This window comes from Pseudonocardia xinjiangensis, from assembly GCF_050948425.1.
GTDB classification, from domain to species: domain Bacteria; phylum Actinomycetota; class Actinomycetes; order Mycobacteriales; family Pseudonocardiaceae; genus Pseudonocardia; species Pseudonocardia xinjiangensis.
The window spans coordinates 2,080,940-2,100,728 of record NZ_CP192009.1 but is presented as its reverse complement, the minus strand read 5'-3'; the positions used below and the strand labels follow the sequence as shown (position 1 = coordinate 2,100,728).

Genomic DNA, 19,789 nt, shown 5'->3' with positions numbered 1-19,789 from the left:
CCGCGCCGGGGTCAGCCCGCCTCGGCCGCGCCGCGGACCAGCAGGTGGCCGAGCTCCTCGAGACGGGAGCGCACCTCGCCCTCCGGCTGCTCGTCGGCCACGGCGAGAGTGCGCTCCCCCAGGCGGCGCATCAGGTCGGCGAGGACGGCGCTGTCGGGCTCATCGCTCTCCAGCTCGCCGCGTAGCTCGGCCAGCATCGCCCCGATCTCCTGCAACGCGACGGCCGCCGTGCCGTCCAACCGGTCCTGCCAGCGCTGCACCTCGACCAGCCCGCCGGCGATACCGAGCGCGAGGGGTCCGGACTGCAGGGCACTGGTCGTGAGCTCCAGGTCGTGTTCCACCGGGTCGGCCATGGAACTGCCGATACCCGCCCAGCCGCCCCTGGAACCCGCTGTCGCCCGAACGCAGTGGCGGGAGACCCCGGCCGGCTCACGGCCCGGGGCTCGGCGGGGTCAGCTGGGTCCTGGCCACCTCCGCGATCCGGGCGTGGGTGGCGAACCAGACTCCGGTGTGCCCGGCGATGTGCGCGAGCAGCTCACGCAGCACCACCAGCCGGGACCGGTGGCCGATGATGTGCGGGTGCAGGGTGAGCTGGAACAGCCCGCCCTCGGCGTAGGCGGCGTCGAACTCGTCACGCCAGATCTCCAGCAGGGCCCGCGGCCGGGTGTAGGGCCGCAGCGCGCCGTAGCGCTCCATCATCAGGTACGGGGCATCGTCGCGGATCCACTCCACCGGGATCTCCACGATCCCCGTCGGGCGGCCGGCGGCCACCAGCTCGTAGGGCTCGTCGTCGGCCATCAGCGACGAGTCGTAGCCCAGCCCGAGCTGCTCGATGATCGCCAGCGTCCGATCGGAGAAGTCCCAGCTCGGAGTGCGGATACCGACCGGACGCACGCCGCTGAGCTTCTCCAGCACCCCGATGGCACGGGCGGTGAGATCGAGCTCGGCGGCGGGCTCCAACGTCATGTTGCGTTCGTGGATCCAGCCGTGCACGCCCACCTCGTGCCCGCCCGCGACGTAGGCGGTGACCTCGTCCGGGTGCAGCAACGCCGACACCGCGGGCATGAAGAAGCTGGCCGGAACGCCGAACTCGGCGAGCAGCGCGAGCACCTTCGGCGCGGCCACCCGCGCGCCGTACTCGCCCTGCGAGAGCTTCCCCGGCCGGGTCTCGCCGTCGCGCAGCGGGATCGTCTCGTGGTCGGGGTCGAAGGAGATCGCCACCGCGACCCGGGCGCCGCCCGGCCAGCTCTCCGGCACCAGCCGGGCCCCGGCGCGCACCCTGTCGACGTGCCCTCGCCACGTGGTCTCGTCCCACTGCCACGGCTGCGGTTCCGCGGTCACGGGGTGCCCTGCCGGAACGAACTGCTGATCGGCGCGCCGCTCATCCGATCACTCTGCGACGCCGGATTTCCCGGGTCAAGGCACGCCAGCGGCCGGCGCCCCGAGGGCGGTCACCGCGCTGCGTGACGGCCGTGTGCCCGCCCGGGTGCCGGCGGCGGCCGATCGGGTCCAGGGCGACCCGTCGGCCGGTTGCACCGGGTCGTTCCGGGGGCGCAGGTTCCCACCATCATGTAATGGACCGGGGGCCGCTCTCCGGAGAAGGGTCGCACTAGTGAGCGTCCACGTGACCACCCTGCCGATCCGACACGCCGATCCCGTGGAGCGCAGCGGCGTGGTGATCGTGTGCGACGGCTCGGAAGCACCGGACTGGGTGGTGCAGTGGTGCCGCCAGTCCGGCCGGTGGCTGCGCCGCCAGCACCTCCCGGAGGCCGCACCCGGCGACTTCCCCGCGTCGGCCCAGCGCATCGAAACGATCGCCGAGACCGCGGCGGACGCGGCCCGCCAGGGCGTCGCCGTCCTCGCCGTCGTCTCCGAGCCCGGCACCGCCGCCCGCTCGGGGCCGCGCCGGGTCGTCGCGGCCGTGCAGTCCCTGCCCGACGACGCGCCCGTGCTGGCGGCCGCCGCCACCGCCGCCCAGCACATGGGTGCGGAACTGGTCGTCGCGCACGGGGTGCCCACCTCGTTCGGCGCGCGCAGCGTCGGGCTCGACGCCGCACTCGACCGCGCCCGGAGCCTCCTGCACCGGGCCGAGGCCGACGTGCTCGACGCCGTCCCCGGGCTCACCGTGGAGCAGCGGCTGCTCCGCGTCCACCCGCACGAGATGGTCGGCGAAGGACTCGACGCCGACCTCCTGGTCGTCGGCGCCTCACGTACGTCCCCACCCGGTCCGCTCGGGCTCGTCGCCTGCAGCGCTCTGCACCACGCGCCGTGCTCGGTGCTGCTCACCCCCCGGGCCCCACTGCCCCGGCACGGTTCCTGAGGATCGGAGGCCCTTCGGCCTTGTCGGCGGACCGGCGCGGTCCCAGACTTGGCACGGGTACCAGTGGAGGAGGACGCGCGATGCGTTGCTGCACGGGAGACCAGATCGTCGTCGAGACCACCACGCTCGACACCCGGCCTCGACGGGGTGAGGTGGTCGAGGTGATCGGCGACGGCGAGCGGGAGCACTACCGGGTCCGCTGGCAGGACGGCCACGAGTCGGTCTACTTCCCCGGCCCGGACGCCCGGGTGGTGTCGGAGGGCTGACGCTCAGCCCAGTCCCTCGTTGGCCGTGAGGCGCCGTCCCGCCCGGCGAGCGGCTCCCGGCACGACGAGCACGACGACGACGCCGAGCAGGATCCACGCCGCCGACACCAGCGGGTACACACCCGCTGCCCCCTCCGGGTAGGGCGCGATGTTGCGGAACAGTGTGTATCCGATCAGCACCAGCGCGAGCGCGGGGACGACGACCTCCCAGGCGGCCACCTCCCGCCGTCCGGTGAAGAACAGCAGGCGGGCCGCGCCGACAGTGGCCAGCGCGTACACGACCAGCAGGATCAGGGTGCCGATCGTGCCCGAGGCCACGAAGAGGTCGAAGGGCGCGCCGCCCACAACGAACCACGCGACTCCGATCACCACGTACATCGCGACGACCACGGCGATCGTCGCGCGCGTGGGGGTGGCCCGTGCCGGGGAGACCTCCGCGAACGCCGCCGGGCCGATGCCGTCGCGGGCGAGCGCGAAGAGCATGCGGGCGGCGCTCACCGCGCAGGCCAGCGCACAGCCGAACGCGCTGATCGCAGCGCCGACGGTGATGAGGTCTCCCACCCACGCGGCGACGTACTGCGCGCCGAGGTCCCCGAGCAGCGACGACGATGCCGTGAACGCGGCCACCCCGGCTTCGTCGGTGCCGAAGCCCATCACCTCCACAGCGGTGACGAACACGAAGTAGACGCCGCCGAAGATCGCGGTGCCGAGGATCGCCCGCGGGATGCTCCGGCGCGGTTCCCGGGTCTCCTCGCCCAGGGTCGCCGCCGCCTCGAACCCGGCGAAGGACAGGAATCCGAAGACGACGCCGAGGAACACCGCGGACATCTCGGTGCCGGGCGCGACCGTGAACACCGAGAGGTCGACCGACCGGCCGCCCGGCGCGCTCCCCGTCGCCAGTCGCGCGAGGATCACCACCGAGACGACCAGGATCAGCGCGACGGTCGCGACCTCGATCGACAGCAACACCCTCGTGCCCCCGCGCACGGGCGCGACGGCGAGCGCCAGCACCCCGAGCAGCGCCACCGCGCCGACGGCGAAACCCGCCCACGGCGGCTGGTCCGGCCAGATGCCCAGGGCCTCCAAGGCAGCGGCGCCGAAGATGCCGGCCGCCGTCGAGGTGACGACGCCGTAGAAGATGTAGGTGCCCAGCAGCGACCATCCCGCCACCACCCCGGCACGCGGGCCCAGCGTCGCGCCGACGAAGCCGTAGACGCTCCCGGCGTGATGGAAGCGTTGGCTCAGCCGGACGAACGTGTACGCGATGAGGAGCACCCCGACCGTCGCCAGCGCGAAGGCGAGCGGCACGGCCCGCCCGACGGTGCCCGCCGTGCCCTGAGGGTTGATGTTCGCCGCCATCGACGGCGCCATCAGCGCCAGTGACAGCCCGATGGCCTCCCACACGCTCAGTTCGCGCCGGAGCCCGGAACCGGAGATCGACCTCTGCGCCACGGCGCCTCCCCTCACGCGATCAGGAGATCGTCGGTCAGGAAAGGCCGGGTGTCACTGAAGCGCAGCCACCGTCGCCCGTCCGGAGCACAGGGCCACCACCAGGTTCGTCCTCGCAGAGCGAGCATGCTCCTCGCAGACCCCACAGCATCTGCGAGGAACCCACGCCCTCCGCGAGGAACGCCAAGGGGTGCGGTGCGCGGGCGCTGCAGCGCGTGATGTTGCGAGATGCACCATCCGGCCCTTCGCGGGGCCGACAACCGGATCTCGCGGCGATCAACCCCGCCTCGCCCGCGAGTCGCCCGTTTCCGACCCCCGAGTCGCCCGGTCAGAACGTGGTGAAGGTGGCCGCTCGCACGGCGTCGTCACCCATCTCGGCGCACCGGTCGTACTCCGCCCGGCGGGTGGCGAGGATGCACCGGCCCAGCAGGTCTCCGAGGCCTTCCATCAGCACCGGGTCGGCCTCCAGCAGCGCGTGGGCGGTCCGCTGGTCGGTGGGCAGCGGCTGGACCCCGCAACGGCCGGCCTCCTCCCAGCTCAACGACGCCGGATCGCGCGGGGCCGGTTCGGGCAGGTCGAGCTCACGGGCGACGCCGTCGAGCCCGGCGAGGATCAGGCCGCCGAGCGCGAGGTAGGGGTTGCTGCTCGCGTCACACGCCTTCAGCTCGGCGTTGGCGCTCTCCTGCTCCCGGCCCCGGAACGGGGACGCGACCCGTAGCGCGGCCTCCCGGTTGTCGAAGCCCCACGAGACGGTCGACCCGGCCCAGGCGCTCGGCCGGAGCCGGTCGTAGGACAGGTAGGACGGGCAGGTCAGCGCGACGAGAGCGGGGAGGTGGTCGAGCACGCCGGCCAGGAACGCGCGGGCCCGCTCCGACACGGCGAACGGGTCGGCGGGCTCGGGCAGCAGGTTCGTGGTGCCCTCGGCGTCCCACAGGGAGAAGTGCACGTGGGTCCCGCTGCCGATCGCGTCCGGCCACGGCCGCGGCGCGAACGACGCCAGCAGGCCGTGCCCGCACTCGGCGACCCCACGGACGGTGTCGCGCAGCCGCAGCTGGTTGTCGGCGGCGGCCAGCGCGTCGGCGTAGCGGACGGAGATCTCCTGCTGTCCCGGCCCGTACTCGTTGATGGCCTGCTCGACCACGAGACCCTGCTCGACCAGCGCGTCGACGATGTCGTGCATGACGGGGGCGGCCCGGTCCAGGCCCGACGAGGAGTACACGGGCCCGTCGGCCCACGGCCGTGGCCCGTCGGGGGTGCGTTCGGCCAGGTAGAACTCGTTCTCGAACGCCGCACGGACGCGCAGCCCCGCCTCGTCTGCCGCCGCCACGGCGCGCTGCAGGAACGCTCGTGGGCAGCAGCCCCAGTCCCGCCCGTCGTGGCCCACCTGGTCGCACAGCACGCTGCCCACCCCGGCCAGCCAGGGCAGCCGGACATAGGTCGTGAGGTCGGGGACGATGCGGATCTCGCCCACCGGTTCCATGTCCTCGACCGCGACGAGGTCGTCGAGCACGTTGATCGCGTTCTGCGCCCGCGTCAGCCCGAGCCCGGAAGTGAGCGCCCCGTCCAGCCGCGAGGCGTGCGCCTGTTTGCCGCGGATCACCCCGCTCGGGTCGCAGTAGAGGAACCGCAGCAGCCGCACGCCGTCGGCCGCGATCCGGCCGAGCAGCTCGGTGTGCCCCGGTGGGGCGTCCGTCACCGCTCCCCCAGCGCGTAGACGCGCCGCGCGTTCCCCGCGCCGACCATCTCGGCGACGCGGGCCGCGTCGGCCGGGGACCAGTCGCCCGACGACACCCACGCACCCAGGAGTTCGGTCATCGCGCGGCGCCACAGCAGCGCGCCCAGGTGGTGCAGCTCCGGGGGCCCCCATGCGTCGGAGGAGAAGAGCACCTTGGCGAACGGCGCCACCTCCAGTGACTCGGCCACCACCGCCGCGCTCCGCGAGCCGGTGTAGTTGATCGCCAGCCCGACGTCGAGGTAGACGTGCGGGAACGCGGCGGCGAGGTAGGCCGCCGTGCGGTGGTACGGGTAGCAGTGCAGCAGCATGACCGGCACCTGGCGGTCCTGCACCCGGCGCAGGAACCCGGTCATCAACGACGGGTCGCTGCGGTGCAGGGTGAGGTCGGTGTCGCCGTAGCCGACGTGGAACTGCAGCGGGAGCCCCCGTTCCACGCCCACCCACAGCAGGTGGCGCAGCAGCACCGGGTCGGTGAGGCGTCCCCCGGCCCGCAGCCACTGCCCGGCGGCTCGCCGCACCTCGCCGGGATTGGGTGGCTCGGGATCGAAGTCGAGGCCGTACCGGTAGGCGATCACCGACTTCAGCCCGACGGCGCCGCGCGCCCGCTCGTCGAGGGCGGCGGCGAACGCGGCCGCGAAGCCGGACGCGTCGGTCCCCGCCGCTGCCACGTCCTCGGCCACCGACTCCAGCCGGACGACCTCCTCGGCCGATGCCGGCTCGGTGGGCGTGCTCGCGGCACTGGCCATCTCCGCGGGCCCGAGAATCTCGTCGGCGCGGTAGCCCGTCTCCACGAGGAAGCACCCGATGCCGCTCGCGGTCAGGAAGCGGCGGGTCACCTCGGCGGGGCCGAGCACGCGGCGCCGCTCCAGGTAGTCGGGCACGTCGACGTGCGGGGGCAGATCGAGCACCGGGGCGCACCAGCGGCGGACGGCGAAGCCGATCTGCGAGTCCAGATGCGAGGTGCCCGCAGGTGCGGGCCAGGAGGACTCGGAGAGCCCGGCAGCGAAACCGGCGGCGTCGAGACCGCCGCTCGCCGCGCCGTGGACGTGGTGGTCCACGAGCCGCAACGAGTCCACAGCCGCCGCAACCGGCTCCGTCATGGCCAATCCCCCGATCGACGAGCTGGGGATCAGCAGACCGCCATGCGCCGGGCACGTCAAGGACGCGGCCGGGCGGCTGCCCGAGGCCGACCCGCCCTCACCTGCGGAGGTGGCTCCCCCGCGTCCGCGAGATCACAGCGCGGCCCGGGCGGCGGTCAGGGATGGTGACGGCGACGGCCCCGCCCGCGGAACATGTCCTTGACCTTCTCGACCATTCGCTTGAAGCGCCCCTTCACCTCGTCCGATCTGCCCTCGGCCTGGAGGCGCCTGTTGCCGGTGACCTCGCCGGTGTTCCGCTTGAAGCGTCCGCGCAGTTCCTGGGCCTTGTTGCCGAGCTTGCTCGTGAAGCTCACAACAGCCACCTCCTCGACCGGTTCCCGGGCCCGTGCCCGGGATGCCGGCTCGTCCGCGGGGTACCACGGGCGGAGACCCGCCAGCTACCCCATTCCGGTGAGAACCCGCAGGTCACTGCTCACGATCCCGAAACCGGACGACGCGTCTGGGCCGGGATTAACACGGTGCGCTGCGGCGTGTCACCGGCTCTGCGGCGACGGCTCCCCCAGTCGCCGCGATGACGGCCCGACGCCGGTGGGGCGCAGTCGGCCTGGCGCGGCAGCGTGTCGTGGGGGTCGATGATGTCGAGACACCGGAGGACCTGCCGGCTGCACCCGACCACGCGGAACGCGACGTCGTGGCGCGTGGCGATGCTCGCCACCTCCAGGAGTGCGGAGAGGCCACGCGCGCCCACGAAGGTCACCGACGACAGGTCGACGACCAGGCTCGAGAGGCCTGGGCCGGTCCGGAGCTGTTCGGTCAGGCAGCAGGTCAGTGCCGGCTCGGTGAACAGGTCGATCTCGCCGCTGACGTGCACGGTCACTTCCGTGGCCGGCCCGCTCACGCTGACGATCCGGATCCGTGCGGTGTCGATTTCTGGCGACGGCGCCTCTCGACCGCCTGCGAACACGTCCATGCCACACACCCGCACTTCCCGGCCTCGCCGGCGGAGGCCATCGATCTGCGTGAGAAGGGCCAGGAGACTCGGAGCCGACAGCTTCGGTGGCACTCCGCGAACCTCGTACCCGACGAGCTCCGAGCCAGGTCGCCCCGGATGCGGTTGCTGATCCGGCGCGGCTTGTCCAGCGGACGCGGAGCAGGGGCCAGGCCTGCGTCGTGGCCTGACTGTAGCGGCGTCCACCCCGTCTGAACAGGGCGAACCCCGGTCGGAGGAACTCCTCACCCCGGTCGTCACACGCTCTGCGCCCGCCCACGGCCTGCGGCGCAGCGGCAGCTGCCCGGTGCTCCACCCGGGTGGGCCCTACGATGACGGGCGGTGTGCCGGGAAGTCTGGTCGGCGGTCTCGTTCCCGACCCCTGTGGAGGCCCAGTGACCACGCCGACCGGCCGTCCGTCACCCCGTCTGTTCGGCCGGGGCAGCTGGCCCGAGGTCAGCCGGGTCGCCGAGATCCTGCGCACCGAGACCGTGGGTGGCGCGCTGCTGGTCGGCGCCGCGGTCATCGCGCTCGTGTGGGCGAACTCGCCGTGGTCCGGCATCTACACCGGACTCGCCGGCCTCACGGTCGGCCCGGTCGCGCTGCACCTCGACCTGACACTGGCGGAGTGGGCGGCCGACGGCCTGCTGGCGATCTTCTTCTTCGTGGCCGGGCTGGAGCTCAAACGCGAGTTCGTGGCAGGCGACCTGCGCGACCCACGGCGCGCGGCACTGCCGGTCGCCGCCGCCGTCGGGGGGATGGCCGCCCCCGCCGTGATCTACGTGGCCCTCAACTCCGGCGCGGGCGGAGGTGCGCTGGCCGGATGGGCCGTCCCGACCGCCACCGACATCGCCTTCGCCCTCGCCGTGCTGGCCGTCATCGCCACCCACCTCCCGTCGGCGCTGCGGACGTTCCTGCTCACCCTCGCCGTGGTCGACGACCTCCTCGCGATCACGATCATCGCCGTCTTCTACACCGACTCCCTGCAGCTGGTTCCGCTCGCGCTCGCGCTGCTGCCGCTCGGGCTGTTCACGGTGCTGGTGCAGCGCCGGGTCCGGTCCTGGTGGCTGCTGCTGCCTCTCGCCGCGGTCACGTGGGCGCTCGTGCACGCCTCCGGGGTGCACGCCACCGTGGCCGGAGTGCTGCTCGGGTTCGCCGTGCCGGTGCTCCGGCGCGCCGACGGCCCCGGCCCGGGCCTCGCCGAGCATTTCGAGCACCGCTTCCGGCCGATCTCGGCGGGTTTCGCCGTGCCGGTCTTCGCGTTCTTCGCCGCCGGGGTGTCCGTATCGGGGTCCGGAGGGCTCGGCTCGAGCCTCACCGACAGCGTCACGCTCGGCGTCGTCATCGCCCTGCTGGTCGGCAAACCGATCGGGGTGCTCGGCGCGACGTGGACCGTGCAGCGCTTCACCCGGGCCACCCTCGACGAGGGCCTGTCGTGGTGGGACGTGCTCGGGCTCGCCCTGCTCGCCGGGATCGGGTTCACCGTGTCCCTGCTCATCGGCGAGCTCGCCTTCGGCGCGGGCACCGTGCGCGACGACCACGTCAAGATCGGGGTGCTGGCCGGGTCGCTGCTGTCGGCGCTGCTGGCCACGGTGGTGCTGCGCATCCGCAACCGCTACTACCGCCGCATCCGCGCCGCCGAGGAGCTCGACACCGACGCCGACGGCGTGCCGGACGTCTACCAGACCGACCCGGACCGGGGCTGAGCCCGAACCCCGGAGCCGGCCGGACTGTTTGCGCTGAGCCGTGGCGGTGAACCCCGGCCCGGTGACCGATGCGACAACCGAGGAAGCCCGCTCCCGGGTTCCGGTGCGGACGATCCTGACCACCATCGGGCTGGTGCTGGCCACCGGCGTCGCGGTGCTTCTCGTGATGCGGGTCGAACGCGTGCTGATCTGGATGGTGGTGGCACTGTTCTTCGCGGTCGCGCTGTACCCGGTGGTCGACTGGGTGCAGCGCCACGTCACCCGCGGCCGCCGGTCGCTCGCCACGCTGCTGGTGTTCGTGCTGGTGCTGGTCGTACTGGGCGGGCTGCTCGCGGTGTTCGCGGTGCCGCTGGCGCAGGAGGGCACGCAGGTCGCGGGGCAGCTGCCGCCACTGATCGCCGACGCGCGCGCGGGCCGCGGCCCCGTGGGAGACCTTCTCACGAGGGTCCACGCCCTGGAATGGGTGCAGAACAACCAGGACCGGATCCGCGAGTTCGCCACGGGCCTCGGCACGCCTGCGCTCGGCGTGGTGCAGGCCGCCGGCACGGCCGTCGTCGCCACCGTCACGATCTTCGTGCTGGCCTACCTCGCCGTGCTCGAAGGCCCGAAGGTCGTCGACGGGTCGCTGGCCCTGTTCCCGCCGGACCGCGCCGAACGGATCCGCAGGGTCACCCACGACTGCGCGAAGACGGTCACCGGCTACATCTCCGGCAACCTGCTGATCAGCGTGATCTGCGGGCTGCTCACCTACGCCGTCCTCAAGATCGCCGGGGTGCCCTTCGCCGGGCTGATCGCGCTCTTCGTCGCCATCACCGACCTGATCCCGCTGGTCGGCGCCACGATCGGAGCGGTCGTCGCAACGATCGCAGGGTTCGTGCACTCCGTGCCCGCCGGGATCGCGGTCCTCGTGTTCTTCGTGCTCTACCAGCAGTTGGAGAACCACCTGCTGCAGCCGCTCATCTTCGCCCGCACGGTCAAGCTCAACCCGCTCACCGTTCTCGTGGCGATCCTGGTGGCGGTGGAGCTGGCCGGGATCCTCGGTGCCCTGCTCGCCATTCCCGCAGCCGGCATCGTCCAGGTGATCCTGCGCGACGTCTGGGACCACCGCCGCGGCAGGCCCAAACCGCAGCCCACGGTCGGCCCCGAGCAGGTACCCGTGGACCAGGCAGGCCGACCGGCGACAGCGGGCTGAGGCGGAGCGTCCCACCGGCGCTGGAGTCAGGAGCCCGCGCCCGCCCCGGCGCGCCTGTCGGGCGCGGGGGGCGCCGCAGTGGCGAACTGGGCCCACATCAAGGCGTGTTCGAGCCCGCACGCGTAGTCCCGGCAGCCCGACGGTCTGCCGTAGATGATCGCCTCGGCCCCGGCCAGCTCACGGACGATCGCCCTGGACGACACCGGGAGCCCGGTGAGCACCCCGGTCAGTGGCCCCGGACCACCCGCGCACAGCCACTGCAGCGCGTCCAGCGCGCCCCGCCGGAAGTTCGGCGTGCCCGCGTCCTCCCGGGCCTTCAGCGCGGCCATCTGCGCTACCAGGACGGGACGCTCCCGCATCCGACCATATCCGCTCATGATCACCTCCGGGCAACCACGGCGCGCCCCCCACCCGCGCAGCCCGCCCCTTCCGGATCGTCGGACGACTCTCCGAGGACGAGACAGAGAATCTACAACAGACACTATAGCTTCGGACGCCCTGCGGCAGAAGCCCTGCGAGCGCGGCCGCACAGCCGCCGCCCCGGGCGCCGCCGGACCGGCATCCCCACCATTCCACCCATAAGGGGCCATCTCGACAATTACCTATTTCTCCGGGTCGCCCCGAACAATTGCTTACGCGTATCGTGCGACCAGTTGGCGGGGGAAGGACCAGGTAAATGGCAGGCCGAGCATCCGGAATGACCGATTCGGCGAGTACGTCACTCACACCCGACCAGCGGAACTCCTTTCTCGCCGCCTTGCTCGGCTGGACGATGGACGCGTTCGACTACTTCATCGTCGTGTTCGTCTATGCCGACATCGCGCACGACTTCGGTGTATCGCTGACCCGAATGGCCTTCCTGACCACCGCGACCCTCATCATGCGGCCGGTGGGCGCGATCGTGTTCGGCATCTGGGCCGACCGGAGGGGCCGGCGCATCCCCCTGCTCGTCGACGTGTGCTTCTACTCGGTCGTCGGGTTCCTCTGCGCGTTCGCTCCGAACTTCACCGTGCTGCTGGTGCTACGCCTGCTCTACGGCATCGGAATGGGTGGCGAATGGGGTCTCGGCGCCGCGCTCGCGATGGAGAAGATCCCGGTGAAGCGCCGCGGCTTCTTCTCCGGCCTGCTGCAGCAGGGCTACTCGCTGGGATACCTGCTGGCCTCACTCGCCTCGCTGGTGGTGATCACCGCACTCGGGCTGTCCTGGCGCTGGCTGTTCGCCCTCAGCATCATCCCGGCGTTGATCAGCCTCTTCATCCGGGCGCGGGTGCGCGAGTCCGAGGTGTGGAGCGCCACCCAGCAGCGGATGCGCGCGACGAACTCCACGTTCCGCGACGTCCTGCTCAACCCCGTGGTGCTGCGCCGGTTCGGCTACCTGATCCTGCTGATGACCGCGTTCAACTGGCTGAGCCACGGGACGCAGGACCTCTACCCCACCTTCCTGAAGGCCACCGACGACGGCGGAGCGGGCCTCTCCGTCGCCGCGTCGACGTGGATCGCGGTGGTCTACAACGTCGGCGCGATGATCGGCGGGATCGTGTTCGGCACCCTGTCGGAACGGTTCGGCCGCCGGTACACCATCGTCTTCTGCGCGATACTCGGGCTGCCGATCGTGCCGCTGTTCGCGCTCTCCCGGACGGCCGGGTTCCTCGTGCTCGGGTCGTTCCTCATGCAGGTGGTGGTGCAGGGCGCCTGGGGCGTGATTCCGGCACACCTCACCGAGATGTCGCCCGACACCATCCGCGGCTTCTATCCCGGCGTCACCTACCAGCTCGGGAACTGCCTGGCCGCGTTCAACCTGCCGATCCAGCAGAGTCTCGCCGCATCGCACGGGTACCCGTTCGCACTGGTCGCGACGGTCGTCCCGGTATTGATCGCGGTCGCCGGGCTCACCCTGGCAGGCAAGGAGGCGAAGGGCATCGAGTTCGGAGGCCGACTCGGGACATCGAGGGCCGACGCCGCCCCGATCGGCGGGTCCTGAGGAGGTACCGGGCGGCGGCCCTCAGCGCACCGGCAGGAACGCCGCGACCCGGTCCTGCACCCGCTGCAGCAACGGTGGTGCGGCGAGCCGCTGGGCCACGATGTGCCCGGACCCGCCGCCGAGGCCGGGGCCGGGGTGGGTGGACGCACCGATGTGCCACAGACCCGCGATCGGTGTGCGATGCGACCGGTTCGAGGGCAGGGGTCGCCACAGCACGGCCTGGTCGAGGTCGCAGGCGCCGCTGTACGGGTCGCCGAAGCGGGCGTTCGGGTTCGCCGCCGCGAGGTCCACCGGGGAGATGACCGTCGTGCCCAGCACCGTGCCGGTGAGGCCGGGCGCGTGCGCGGCGATGCGGTCGAGCACCCGGCCCGCGTAGGCGGACGCCAGCTCCCGGGTCCAGCCGCCGGAGGTGTCCAGCTCACCGGCCGCGTCCCCGACCGGGACGAAGGGCAGCTCCTGCAGCTGGACCCACAGCGCGGCGCCGCCGTCGGGCACCCGGGAGGGATCGAGCACGTCCTGGCGTCCCACCACGACGGTCGGGACCGCGGGCAGCAGGCCGGCCTCGGCCTGCGCGCAGGCGATCGCCGTGCCGGCCGAACCGTCGGTCAGGTGGATGAGCGGCACGGCCGCGAGGCGGGGGTCGCGCCAGGCCGGTGGGCCGGACAGCGCGACGTGGATCTGCATGGCGGCGCGTCCGTACCGGAACCGGGCGGCCTCGCGACGGGCCTGCTCCAGCCCGGCCACCTCGGTTCTCACCTCGGGGAGGAGCTCGCCGTACAGGGCGTCCGGCGGCACCGACACCAGTACCGCCCGGCTCGCCCAGATCGACTCGCCCGCGAGCCGCACCCCCATCGCCCGGCCGCCCGCCACCACGATCTCCTCGACGGGCGTGCCGAGCCGCACCTCGACGCCGAGCTCGTCGAGCAGCCCGCGGAAGGCCGCGACGAAGGCTGCGGCACCGCCCTCGACCACCGGCAGTCCGACGCCGTGCAGGGTTGCGGCCAGCAACGGCAGCATCAGCCCGCCCTGCGCCTGGTCGGGGGCGAGGCCGGCGTGTAGCAGCCACGGCACCCACAGATGGTCGACCTCGCCGCCGGTGAACCGGCTGCGCGCCCAGGCCCGGCCGCCGGTCACCGTGGCGCGCAGCAGCTCCTCGAGATGGCCACGGCCGAGCCTGCGCCTGCTGTCGGTGAGTGCTCGCACCGTGCCGGTCGAGCGCGGCTCGGTGCCCAGCACCGCGCCGACCAGCGGCAGCAGGTGATCGAGCTCGGCCAGCGCGGCCAGGTACGCACTCCGGTCGGCGGCACTCCCGAACGCCTCGGCGGTGCGGACCGGGTCGCGGTACCCCATGGTCACCCGGCCGTCGCCCGCCACGCTGGCGGTCAGTTCGCCGTCGGAGTTGCGGTAGCGGAGACCGTGCCGATGCAGGTCGGAGCCGAGCGCCGCGTACGCGCCGCCGGAGACGAACAGCGGGTGCCACGAGGAGTACGTGTCGTGCCGGTAGCCCGGCACCGTCAGCTCGGCGGAGTCGATGAACCCGCCGAGCCGGTCGTTCCCGTCGACGAGGGTGACCGTCCAGCCGGCCTTCGCCAGCTCCGCGGCAGCGACCATCCCGTTGATGCCGGCACCGACGACGATCGCGTCCCGCGGGCCGGTCATGACGCCTCCCCGTGTCCAGCGTCCCCTCGCATCCCGCCGACGCTACGCGACGCGCCGGACCCATATTGTACTGAGCGGTACAGTCCAGGAGAACGACAGGAGCACCATGAAGCCGCTGCCGTCCACCGAACGCGGGCGCCGGACCCGGGCCGCCATCGTCACCGCCGCGGCGCGGCTGATGCAGGAGCGCGGCCTCGCCTCCCCGTCCATGGACGACGTCCTCGCCGCGAGCAACGCCGGGAAGTCGCAGCTCTACCACTACTTCGACGGCAAGCAGGACCTGGCCGTCGCGGTCCTGCACCACCAGTTCGACCGGGTGATGGCGGCGCAGCCCAGCCTGGGTGACCCGGCGTGCGCCGACCTCGGGCAGTGGCGCGCCGAGGTGTTGCTGGCTCACCGCGAGAGCGGTATGGGCACCTGCCCCCTCGGGGTGTTCGTCGGCCAGGTCGACCAGGACCCGGTGCTGCGCGACACGCTCGCCGATCTCTTCCGGCGCTGGCAGGACGCCCTCGCCGGGCTGGTCGACCGGGCCGTCCGGGCGGGTGGGGTGATCCCGGACACCGACCCGGCCGCGGCCGGCCGGGCCCTGCTCACCGCGCTGCAGGGCGGGATCATGCTCGCCCACCTGCACGGCGAACCGGAGCCGCTGGCCCACGCCGTCGATCACGTCGTCGACGGCCTGACCGGCTCCGCTCGCGCACCGGGACGCGCCTGATGCGCGACGGTCGTGGGGACCGGCAGCAGCGGTGGTTCTCAGTCCTGCTCCGCAGGCGGACGGCGGACCGCCGCCATGGTCTTGTGCGCCCGGTCCCTCGACTCCCGATGACGCCGCTCGACGGCCTCCCGCAGCCGCTCCATCGAGGCGGGGTCGGCGACCTGCCGACACGTGCAGTCGGCAGGCAGGAACCACCCACAGCGCCCGCAGATCATCGCCGATCTCCTTCCGTACCCCGGGGAGGACAACCGACTGTCGTGCGGCGAGGCGCCGACCGCGCCCGTGTGTCCCCGGTCTCGTTGCTGGAGGAAACGCGCGCTGCGCGCCGGCGGTTCAGTGGCGGGGCGACCTGCGGAGAGCGGGGCATGACGCGGCCGATGAGTCCCCGGCCTCCCCGTGGTCTACCTGGCATGGGGCCGACAGCAGGACGACGGGAGACGGCTGCGCGACCGCTGGCGGACGGTCGCGTGGCCACCAGACTGCCCGCGCAGGACCTCCACCGGGCGCGGGCGTTCTACGCGGAGAAGCTGGGCCTCGAACCGGCGGAGGAACGACCGGGCGGCCTGCTCTACCGCTGCGCGGAGGGCACGTTCGCCCTGTTCGCCTCCACCGGGGCTCCCTCGGGGACGCACACCCAGATGGGCTGGGACGTTGACGACATCGACGCGACGGTTGCCGACCTGCGGTCTCGTGGCGTGGAGTTCGAGGACGTGAACCTGCCCGGCCGCACCGTCGACGGGATCACCACGGTGTCGGGCAACTACCCGAGCACGGGCACCGGCGAGCGGGCGGTCTGGTTCCGCGACAGCGAGGGCAACATGCTCGGAATCGGTCAGGGCGTCCGCTGACCGGCAGCGGGCGCGCCCGGAAGGATGCGCCTGGCGCCGGCGAACTCGTGGCCGGTGTCCCACTGCTCCCAGTCGACGATCTGCACCGACGCGGCGGCGTTCGGTGAGTGGATCATCCGGCCGGCACCGACGTACATGCCCACGTGGTGCACGCTGCCGACCCCGCCCGGCCGGGCGAAGAACAGCAGGTCGCCCGGCTGCAGCTCGCCGGCGGGCACTGCCGTGCCGAACGTCGACTGGGGCCCGGAGTCGCGGGGAACGGCGATCCCGTGGGCGCGGTGGACGGTGTAGATGAGCCCCGAGCAGTCGAGCCCGTAGGCGGAGGCTCCCGCCCACAGATACCGCAGGCCCAGGAACGTCGTCGCGGTGGCGACGAGATCCTCGCCCGTCGGCGTGGCGGGCTGCTCGCCCGGCGCGTGGACGTCCACGGCGTCCCGGCGGAGCCAGGCGGCGGAACCGTCCGGCAGGACGACCCGGACGCCGTCGGTGGTCTGCACGAGAACCGGTAGCTGCGTGGTGACGCTGACCTCCAGGTGCGGTGTCGTCCCGTCCGGGGTGGCACTGAGCCAGGTCCTCGTGGCGGTGACGACCGCACGGTCCCGGTTCCTCGCCTCGGCGGCGAACCCGGCGTTCGCCACGAGCTGGCGGACCGGAACCCAGCCGGGATAGCCCCGGGCATCGCGTGGGGTCGCCTGGTCCAGGACCACCACGTGCGCCCAGTCGCCTGCGACCTCGGTGACCTCGACCTCGGAGCCGAGGACCGCCTGGGTCTCCAGGTTGCCGGTGAGCCATCGGCGCGTCCCGGTGTCCTCCATCCTCCGGTTCCACCGGTCCAGCTCGACCGGGTTACCGAGGGCAGGCGCGTCCAGGTCGCGCGGGCGGTCCGGGGCCACCCACAGGGTCGCCACGCTCACGTTCACGAAGGCGTGGTCGCCGGGCCCGAGCCCGCCCGGCGCCGGAGCCGCCGCGGCCGTTCCCGCGACAGCGCACAGCACTCCCACCGTGAGCACAGCCACCACCGTCCGTCGACCCGTCACTGTCGGACCCTCTGTCACGAGAGCCGTCGCCGAACCCGCGCCGGGGCGGCTTTCCCTCGAACGGGCGTAACGGTTCGTCCCGACATGCGGCGGCCGGTGCGTCCGGTAGGTAGGTTCCGGTGATCGCCGCCGATGCGCCGATCCGCACAACTGCCACGCGCACCACCGCAAGGAGCCTCGATCAGTTTCCCGGAGTACGTCCTCGACCACTACGACCGGCTTCTCGAGCTGTCGCTCGAGCACCTCGCCGTCGTGCTCGCCGGGCTCCTCGTCGGCAGCGTGGTCGGGCTGGCACTGGGTATGGCGGTGCACCGCACGCCGCGGGCACGCTCCGCGGCCGTCCACGTCTGCGGGCTGATCCTCACCGTGCCGTCGCTGGCGATGTACGCCCTGCTGCTCGCGCTGCTCGGCACCATCGGGACCCTGCCGGTGATCGTCGCGCTGGCGCTCTACTCGCTGCTGCCGATCGTGCGCAACACGGTCACCGGGCTCAACGGGGTCGACCCCGCGGTCGTCGAGGCCGCCCAGGGGGTCGGGATGGGGCGCTGGCGCCGGCTGGTGAGCATCGAGCTGCCGCTCGCGTGGCCGGTCGTGGTCACCGGGGTGCGGGTGTCCGCGGTGCTGCTGGTGGGGGTGGCGGCGCTGGGCCCGATCATCGGCGGCCCGGGGCTGGGTGAGCTGATCTTCTCCGGGCTACGGGTGATCACGAGCCCCAACGCGGTCAACCTCGCCCTCATGGGCACGCTCGGTGTCGTGCTCGTCGGCATGCTCCTCGACGGCGCGTTCCTCGTCCTGACCCGCGTGACGACGTCGAGGGGAGTCCGCTGATGCCCGCCATGATCGAGCTCGAACAGCTGACCAAGCACTACCCGGGCCGGTCCGCTCCCGCGGTCGACTCCCTCGACCTGACGATCGCCGAGGGCGAGATCGTCATCCTCGTCGGGCCGTCGGGCTGCGGGAAGACCACGACCCTCAAGATGATCAACCGGATCATCGAGCCGTCGTCGGGGATCATCCGCCTGCAGGGCGAGGACGTGACCAGGGCGAACCCCGACCACCTCCGCCGCCGCATCGGCTACGTCATCCAGCAGGTCGGCCTCTTCCCCCACCACACGATCGGACGCAACATCACCACGGTCCCCCGGTTGCTCGGGTGGTCGCAGCAGCGGATAGACGACCGGCTCGACGAGCTCATGCACCTCGTGGGCATGGACCCCGGGACCTACCGGGACCGCTACCCCAAGGAGCTCTCCGGTGGCCAGCGCCAGCGGGTCGGGGTGGCGCGCGCGCTCGCCGCGGACCCGCCGGTGATGCTGATGGACGAGCCGTTCGGTGCGCTCGACCCGATCAGCCGCGAACGGCTCCAGAACGAGTTCCTCCGCCTGCAGGAGGAGATCCGCAAGACCATCGTCTTCGTCACCCACGACATCGACGAGGCGATCACGATGGGCGACCGGATCGCGATCCTCCGGGAGGGGTCGACGGTCGCGCAGTACGACACCCCGGAGACGGTGCTCGCGGCACCTGCCGACGACTTCGTGCGGGAGTTCATCGGCTCCGGCGCGGCGCTCAAGCGCCTCGGTCTCGCCCGGGTGCGCGACGTCGAGCTCGGGCAGTGTCCGACCTCCCCGATCGGCTCCGGGCGGGAGGCGGCGCTGCGCGCGCTCGCGTCGTCCGAGCACGGATCGGTGCTGCTGCTCGACGACCGGCGCCGGCCGCTGCGCTGGGTGCGGGCCGACGAGCTGGAGCAACCCGGCTCGCTGGAGCGGCTGGGCGTGGAGGTGCGCGGCACCGTCGAGCCCACCACGACGCTGGCCCACGCGTTGGACGCGATGGTGGGCAGCCGGGTGGGGGCCGTGGTCGTCGTCAACGGTTCCGGGGCCCTGCTGGGCACCGTCGACATGCGGGTGATCATGGCCGCGGTCGACACCATGCGCACCGACGCGCACGAGCAGGACCGCGAGGAGGTGCCGTCGCGGTGAGCCTGGGCCTCGAGGACCCGTACGCCCGCACCGACCCGGTGGTCGCCGAGCAGCGGCCGCCCGGCTCGCGGACCGCGCGGTGGCGCCGCTACCTCGGCGTGCCCGCGCTGCTGGCCCTCGTCTGCGTCGGCGTGGTGGTCTTCGTCGCGTTCGCCGACCTCGACGACGTCGAGCGCCGCCTGCTCACCTTCGACGGTCTCCGCACGGCCACGCTCGTGCACCTGGAGCTCGTCGGCCTCTCGACGCTGCTCGTCATCGTCCTCGCGGTGCCGCTGGGAATCCTGGTCTCGCGGCCGTGGGCGCGCCGCCTCACCCCGGTCGTCGTCGGGCTGGGCAACATCGCGCAGTCGGTGCCCTCGCTCGGCGTGATCGTGCTGTTCGCGATCCTGTTCGCCCCCGGCTTCGGCGGCGCCGTCGTTGCGCTGGTCGTCTACGCGTTCCTGCCCATCCTGCGCAACACGATCGTCGGACTGCAGCAGATCGACCCGTTCGTCGTGGAGTCCGCCCGCGGCATGGGCATGTCGAGCAACCGGGTGCTGCGGGAGATCGAGCTGCCGCTCGCCGTGCCGGTCATCCTCGCCGGCGTGCGCACCGCGGCCGTGATCGGCGTCGGCACGGCCACCATCGGAGCGCTCACCAACGCCGGGGGGCTCGGCAGCGTCGTCTACGGCGGCATCGTGCAGAGCCGCACCCCGGTGATCGTGGTGGCGAGCATCCTCACCGCGGTGCTCGCCCTGCTCGTCGACCACGTCCTCGGCGTGGCGGAAGACGTCCTGCGGCCCCGTGGCCTCTAGCTTCAACGCCCAACATC

Annotated in this window: 21 protein-coding genes; 10 read left to right on the top strand and 11 right to left on the bottom strand. The window is 72.7% G+C overall.

Annotated features, from left to right (window positions below; translation table 11 throughout):
- Positions 1 to 11 precede the first annotated feature (11 nt).
- Entirely contained in the window at positions 12 to 353 is a 342-nt protein-coding gene (locus tag ACQPZA_RS09940) for a hypothetical protein (protein ID WP_169395100.1), read from the bottom strand.
- Between the two features lie 76 nt (positions 354 to 429).
- On the bottom strand, positions 430 to 1,341 hold the full coding sequence (locus ACQPZA_RS09935) for a polysaccharide deacetylase family protein (RefSeq protein WP_433279918.1): 912 nt from the start codon (positions 1,339 to 1,341) through the stop codon (positions 430 to 432).
- A 283-nt stretch (positions 1,342 to 1,624) separates the two neighbouring features.
- Between ACQPZA_RS09935 and ACQPZA_RS09930 the strand changes: the two genes are divergently transcribed.
- Both ACQPZA_RS09930 and ACQPZA_RS09925 read left to right on the top strand, forming a co-directional pair.
- Positions 1,625 to 2,320 (top strand): universal stress protein, encoded by a 696-nt coding sequence (locus tag ACQPZA_RS09930; protein WP_433279917.1) that lies wholly within the window; start codon positions 1,625 to 1,627, stop codon positions 2,318 to 2,320.
- Between the two features lie 80 nt (positions 2,321 to 2,400).
- Positions 2,401 to 2,586 carry a DUF1918 domain-containing protein gene (locus ACQPZA_RS09925; protein WP_169395103.1) on the top strand — a complete coding sequence of 62 codons (186 nt, stop codon included), beginning with the start codon at positions 2,401 to 2,403 and terminating at the stop codon, positions 2,584 to 2,586.
- A 3-nt stretch (positions 2,587 to 2,589) separates the two neighbouring features.
- On the opposite strand, the gene ACQPZA_RS09920 is transcribed toward ACQPZA_RS09925, so the two are convergent.
- From ACQPZA_RS09920 to ACQPZA_RS09900, 5 genes are all read right to left on the bottom strand, one after another.
- Positions 2,590 to 4,038 (bottom strand): APC family permease, encoded by a 1,449-nt coding sequence (locus ACQPZA_RS09920; RefSeq protein WP_433279916.1) that lies wholly within the window; start codon positions 4,036 to 4,038, stop codon positions 2,590 to 2,592.
- 325 nt (positions 4,039 to 4,363) lie between these two features.
- Positions 4,364 to 5,731, bottom strand: coding sequence for a glutamine synthetase family protein (locus tag ACQPZA_RS09915; protein ID WP_433279915.1), 1,368 nt, complete (start codon positions 5,729 to 5,731; stop codon positions 4,364 to 4,366).
- Positions 5,728 to 6,870, bottom strand: a complete 1,143-nt coding sequence (locus ACQPZA_RS09910; RefSeq protein ID WP_433279914.1) for an amidohydrolase family protein — start codon at positions 6,868 to 6,870, stop codon at positions 5,728 to 5,730. Before ACQPZA_RS09910 ends, ACQPZA_RS09915 begins: the two co-directional genes overlap by 4 nt.
- A 155-nt stretch (positions 6,871 to 7,025) precedes the next feature.
- Positions 7,026 to 7,223, bottom strand: coding sequence for a CsbD family protein (locus tag ACQPZA_RS09905; RefSeq protein WP_433279913.1), 198 nt, complete (start codon positions 7,221 to 7,223; stop codon positions 7,026 to 7,028).
- Between the two features lie 119 nt (positions 7,224 to 7,342).
- A complete protein-coding gene (locus tag ACQPZA_RS09900; RefSeq protein WP_433279912.1) occupies positions 7,343 to 7,840 on the bottom strand; it encodes an STAS domain-containing protein in 498 nt (165 codons plus the stop codon).
- Positions 7,841 to 8,253: 413 nt separating this feature from the next.
- Between ACQPZA_RS09900 and nhaA the strand changes: the two genes are divergently transcribed.
- The gene (nhaA, locus tag ACQPZA_RS09895; protein ID WP_433279911.1) at positions 8,254 to 9,564 is read left to right on the top strand and encodes a Na+/H+ antiporter NhaA; all 1,311 of its coding nucleotides are present in this window, start codon (positions 8,254 to 8,256) and stop codon (positions 9,562 to 9,564) included.
- A gap of 61 nt (positions 9,565 to 9,625) precedes the next feature.
- Positions 9,626 to 10,756, top strand: coding sequence for an AI-2E family transporter (locus tag ACQPZA_RS09890; protein WP_433279910.1), 1,131 nt, complete (start codon positions 9,626 to 9,628; stop codon positions 10,754 to 10,756).
- Between the two features lie 26 nt (positions 10,757 to 10,782).
- On the opposite strand, the gene ACQPZA_RS09885 is transcribed toward ACQPZA_RS09890, so the two are convergent.
- Positions 10,783 to 11,133 carry a hypothetical protein gene (locus tag ACQPZA_RS09885; protein ID WP_169395110.1) on the bottom strand — a complete coding sequence of 117 codons (351 nt, stop codon included), beginning with the start codon at positions 11,131 to 11,133 and terminating at the stop codon, positions 10,783 to 10,785.
- A 320-nt stretch (positions 11,134 to 11,453) separates the two neighbouring features.
- Here ACQPZA_RS09885 and ACQPZA_RS09880 point away from each other — a divergent pair, with 320 nt between their 5' ends.
- Positions 11,454 to 12,737 (top strand): MFS transporter, encoded by a 1,284-nt coding sequence (locus tag ACQPZA_RS09880; protein ID WP_433279909.1) that lies wholly within the window; start codon positions 11,454 to 11,456, stop codon positions 12,735 to 12,737.
- A 21-nt stretch (positions 12,738 to 12,758) separates the two neighbouring features.
- Here the strand turns inward: ACQPZA_RS09880 and ACQPZA_RS09875 are convergent, their stop codons facing one another.
- Positions 12,759 to 14,396, bottom strand: a complete 1,638-nt coding sequence (locus ACQPZA_RS09875) for a phytoene desaturase family protein (RefSeq protein ID WP_433279908.1) — start codon at positions 14,394 to 14,396, stop codon at positions 12,759 to 12,761.
- A gap of 106 nt (positions 14,397 to 14,502) precedes the next feature.
- Between ACQPZA_RS09875 and ACQPZA_RS09870 the strand changes: the two genes are divergently transcribed.
- Entirely contained in the window at positions 14,503 to 15,111 is a 609-nt protein-coding gene (locus ACQPZA_RS09870) for a TetR/AcrR family transcriptional regulator (RefSeq protein ID WP_433279907.1), read from the top strand.
- A 38-nt stretch (positions 15,112 to 15,149) separates the two neighbouring features.
- Here the strand turns inward: ACQPZA_RS09870 and ACQPZA_RS09865 are convergent, their stop codons facing one another.
- Positions 15,150 to 15,326, bottom strand: coding sequence for a hypothetical protein (locus tag ACQPZA_RS09865; protein ID WP_169395113.1), 177 nt, complete (start codon positions 15,324 to 15,326; stop codon positions 15,150 to 15,152).
- Between the two features lie 252 nt (positions 15,327 to 15,578).
- Here ACQPZA_RS09865 and ACQPZA_RS09860 point away from each other — a divergent pair, with 252 nt between their 5' ends.
- Complete coding sequence (locus ACQPZA_RS09860; protein WP_433279906.1) at positions 15,579 to 15,959, top strand: VOC family protein; 381 nt, start codon at positions 15,579 to 15,581, stop codon at positions 15,957 to 15,959.
- Here the strand turns inward: ACQPZA_RS09860 and ACQPZA_RS09855 are convergent.
- Entirely contained in the window at positions 15,944 to 16,996 is a 1,053-nt protein-coding gene (locus ACQPZA_RS09855; RefSeq protein ID WP_433279905.1) for an NlpC/P60 family protein, read from the bottom strand. The two genes, ACQPZA_RS09860 and ACQPZA_RS09855, sit on opposite strands and share 16 nt — an antisense overlap.
- A 132-nt stretch (positions 16,997 to 17,128) precedes the next feature.
- Here ACQPZA_RS09855 and ACQPZA_RS09850 point away from each other — a divergent pair, with 132 nt between their 5' ends.
- Genes ACQPZA_RS09850 through ACQPZA_RS09840 form a run of 3 tightly spaced genes read left to right on the top strand, consistent with a single transcriptional unit; the run spans position 17,129 to position 19,772 of the window.
- Positions 17,129 to 17,824: an ABC transporter permease gene (locus ACQPZA_RS09850; RefSeq protein WP_433279904.1), complete on the top strand. Its 696-nt coding sequence runs from the start codon at positions 17,129 to 17,131 to the stop codon at positions 17,822 to 17,824.
- Positions 17,824 to 18,978: a betaine/proline/choline family ABC transporter ATP-binding protein gene (locus ACQPZA_RS09845; protein ID WP_433279903.1), complete on the top strand. Its 1,155-nt coding sequence runs from the start codon at positions 17,824 to 17,826 to the stop codon at positions 18,976 to 18,978. The genes ACQPZA_RS09850 and ACQPZA_RS09845 overlap by 1 nt, the downstream gene beginning before the upstream one ends.
- Positions 18,975 to 19,772, top strand: coding sequence for an ABC transporter permease (locus ACQPZA_RS09840; RefSeq protein WP_433279902.1), 798 nt, complete (start codon positions 18,975 to 18,977; stop codon positions 19,770 to 19,772). The genes ACQPZA_RS09845 and ACQPZA_RS09840 overlap by 4 nt, the downstream gene beginning before the upstream one ends.
- The last annotated feature ends 17 nt before the right edge of the window (positions 19,773 to 19,789 follow it).

Excerpts from the sequence above, each read along its gene's own strand:
- ACQPZA_RS09910 (WP_433279914.1), bottom strand. The coding sequence starts at position 6,870 with ATGACGGAGCCGGTTGCGGCGGCTGTGGACTCGTTGCGGCTCGTGGAC.
- ACQPZA_RS09925 (WP_169395103.1), top strand. The coding sequence starts at position 2,401 with ATGCGTTGCTGCACGGGAGACCAGATCGTCGTCGAGACCACCACGCTC.
- ACQPZA_RS09845 (WP_433279903.1), top strand. The coding sequence starts at position 17,824 with ATGCCCGCCATGATCGAGCTCGAACAGCTGACCAAGCACTACCCGGGC.
- ACQPZA_RS09850 (WP_433279904.1), top strand. The coding sequence starts at position 17,129 with ATGCGCCGATCCGCACAACTGCCACGCGCACCACCGCAAGGAGCCTCG.
- ACQPZA_RS09870 (WP_433279907.1), top strand. The coding sequence starts at position 14,503 with ATGAAGCCGCTGCCGTCCACCGAACGCGGGCGCCGGACCCGGGCCGCC.
- ACQPZA_RS09875 (WP_433279908.1), bottom strand. The coding sequence starts at position 14,396 with ATGACCGGCCCGCGGGACGCGATCGTCGTCGGTGCCGGCATCAACGGG.
- ACQPZA_RS09900 (WP_433279912.1), bottom strand. The coding sequence starts at position 7,840 with ATGGACGTGTTCGCAGGCGGTCGAGAGGCGCCGTCGCCAGAAATCGAC.
- ACQPZA_RS09880 (WP_433279909.1), top strand. The coding sequence starts at position 11,454 with ATGACCGATTCGGCGAGTACGTCACTCACACCCGACCAGCGGAACTCC.
- ACQPZA_RS09885 (WP_169395110.1), bottom strand. The coding sequence starts at position 11,133 with ATGAGCGGATATGGTCGGATGCGGGAGCGTCCCGTCCTGGTAGCGCAG.
- ACQPZA_RS09940 (WP_169395100.1), bottom strand. The coding sequence starts at position 353 with ATGGCCGACCCGGTGGAACACGACCTGGAGCTCACGACCAGTGCCCTG.
- ACQPZA_RS09865 (WP_169395113.1), bottom strand. The coding sequence starts at position 15,326 with ATGATCTGCGGGCGCTGTGGGTGGTTCCTGCCTGCCGACTGCACGTGT.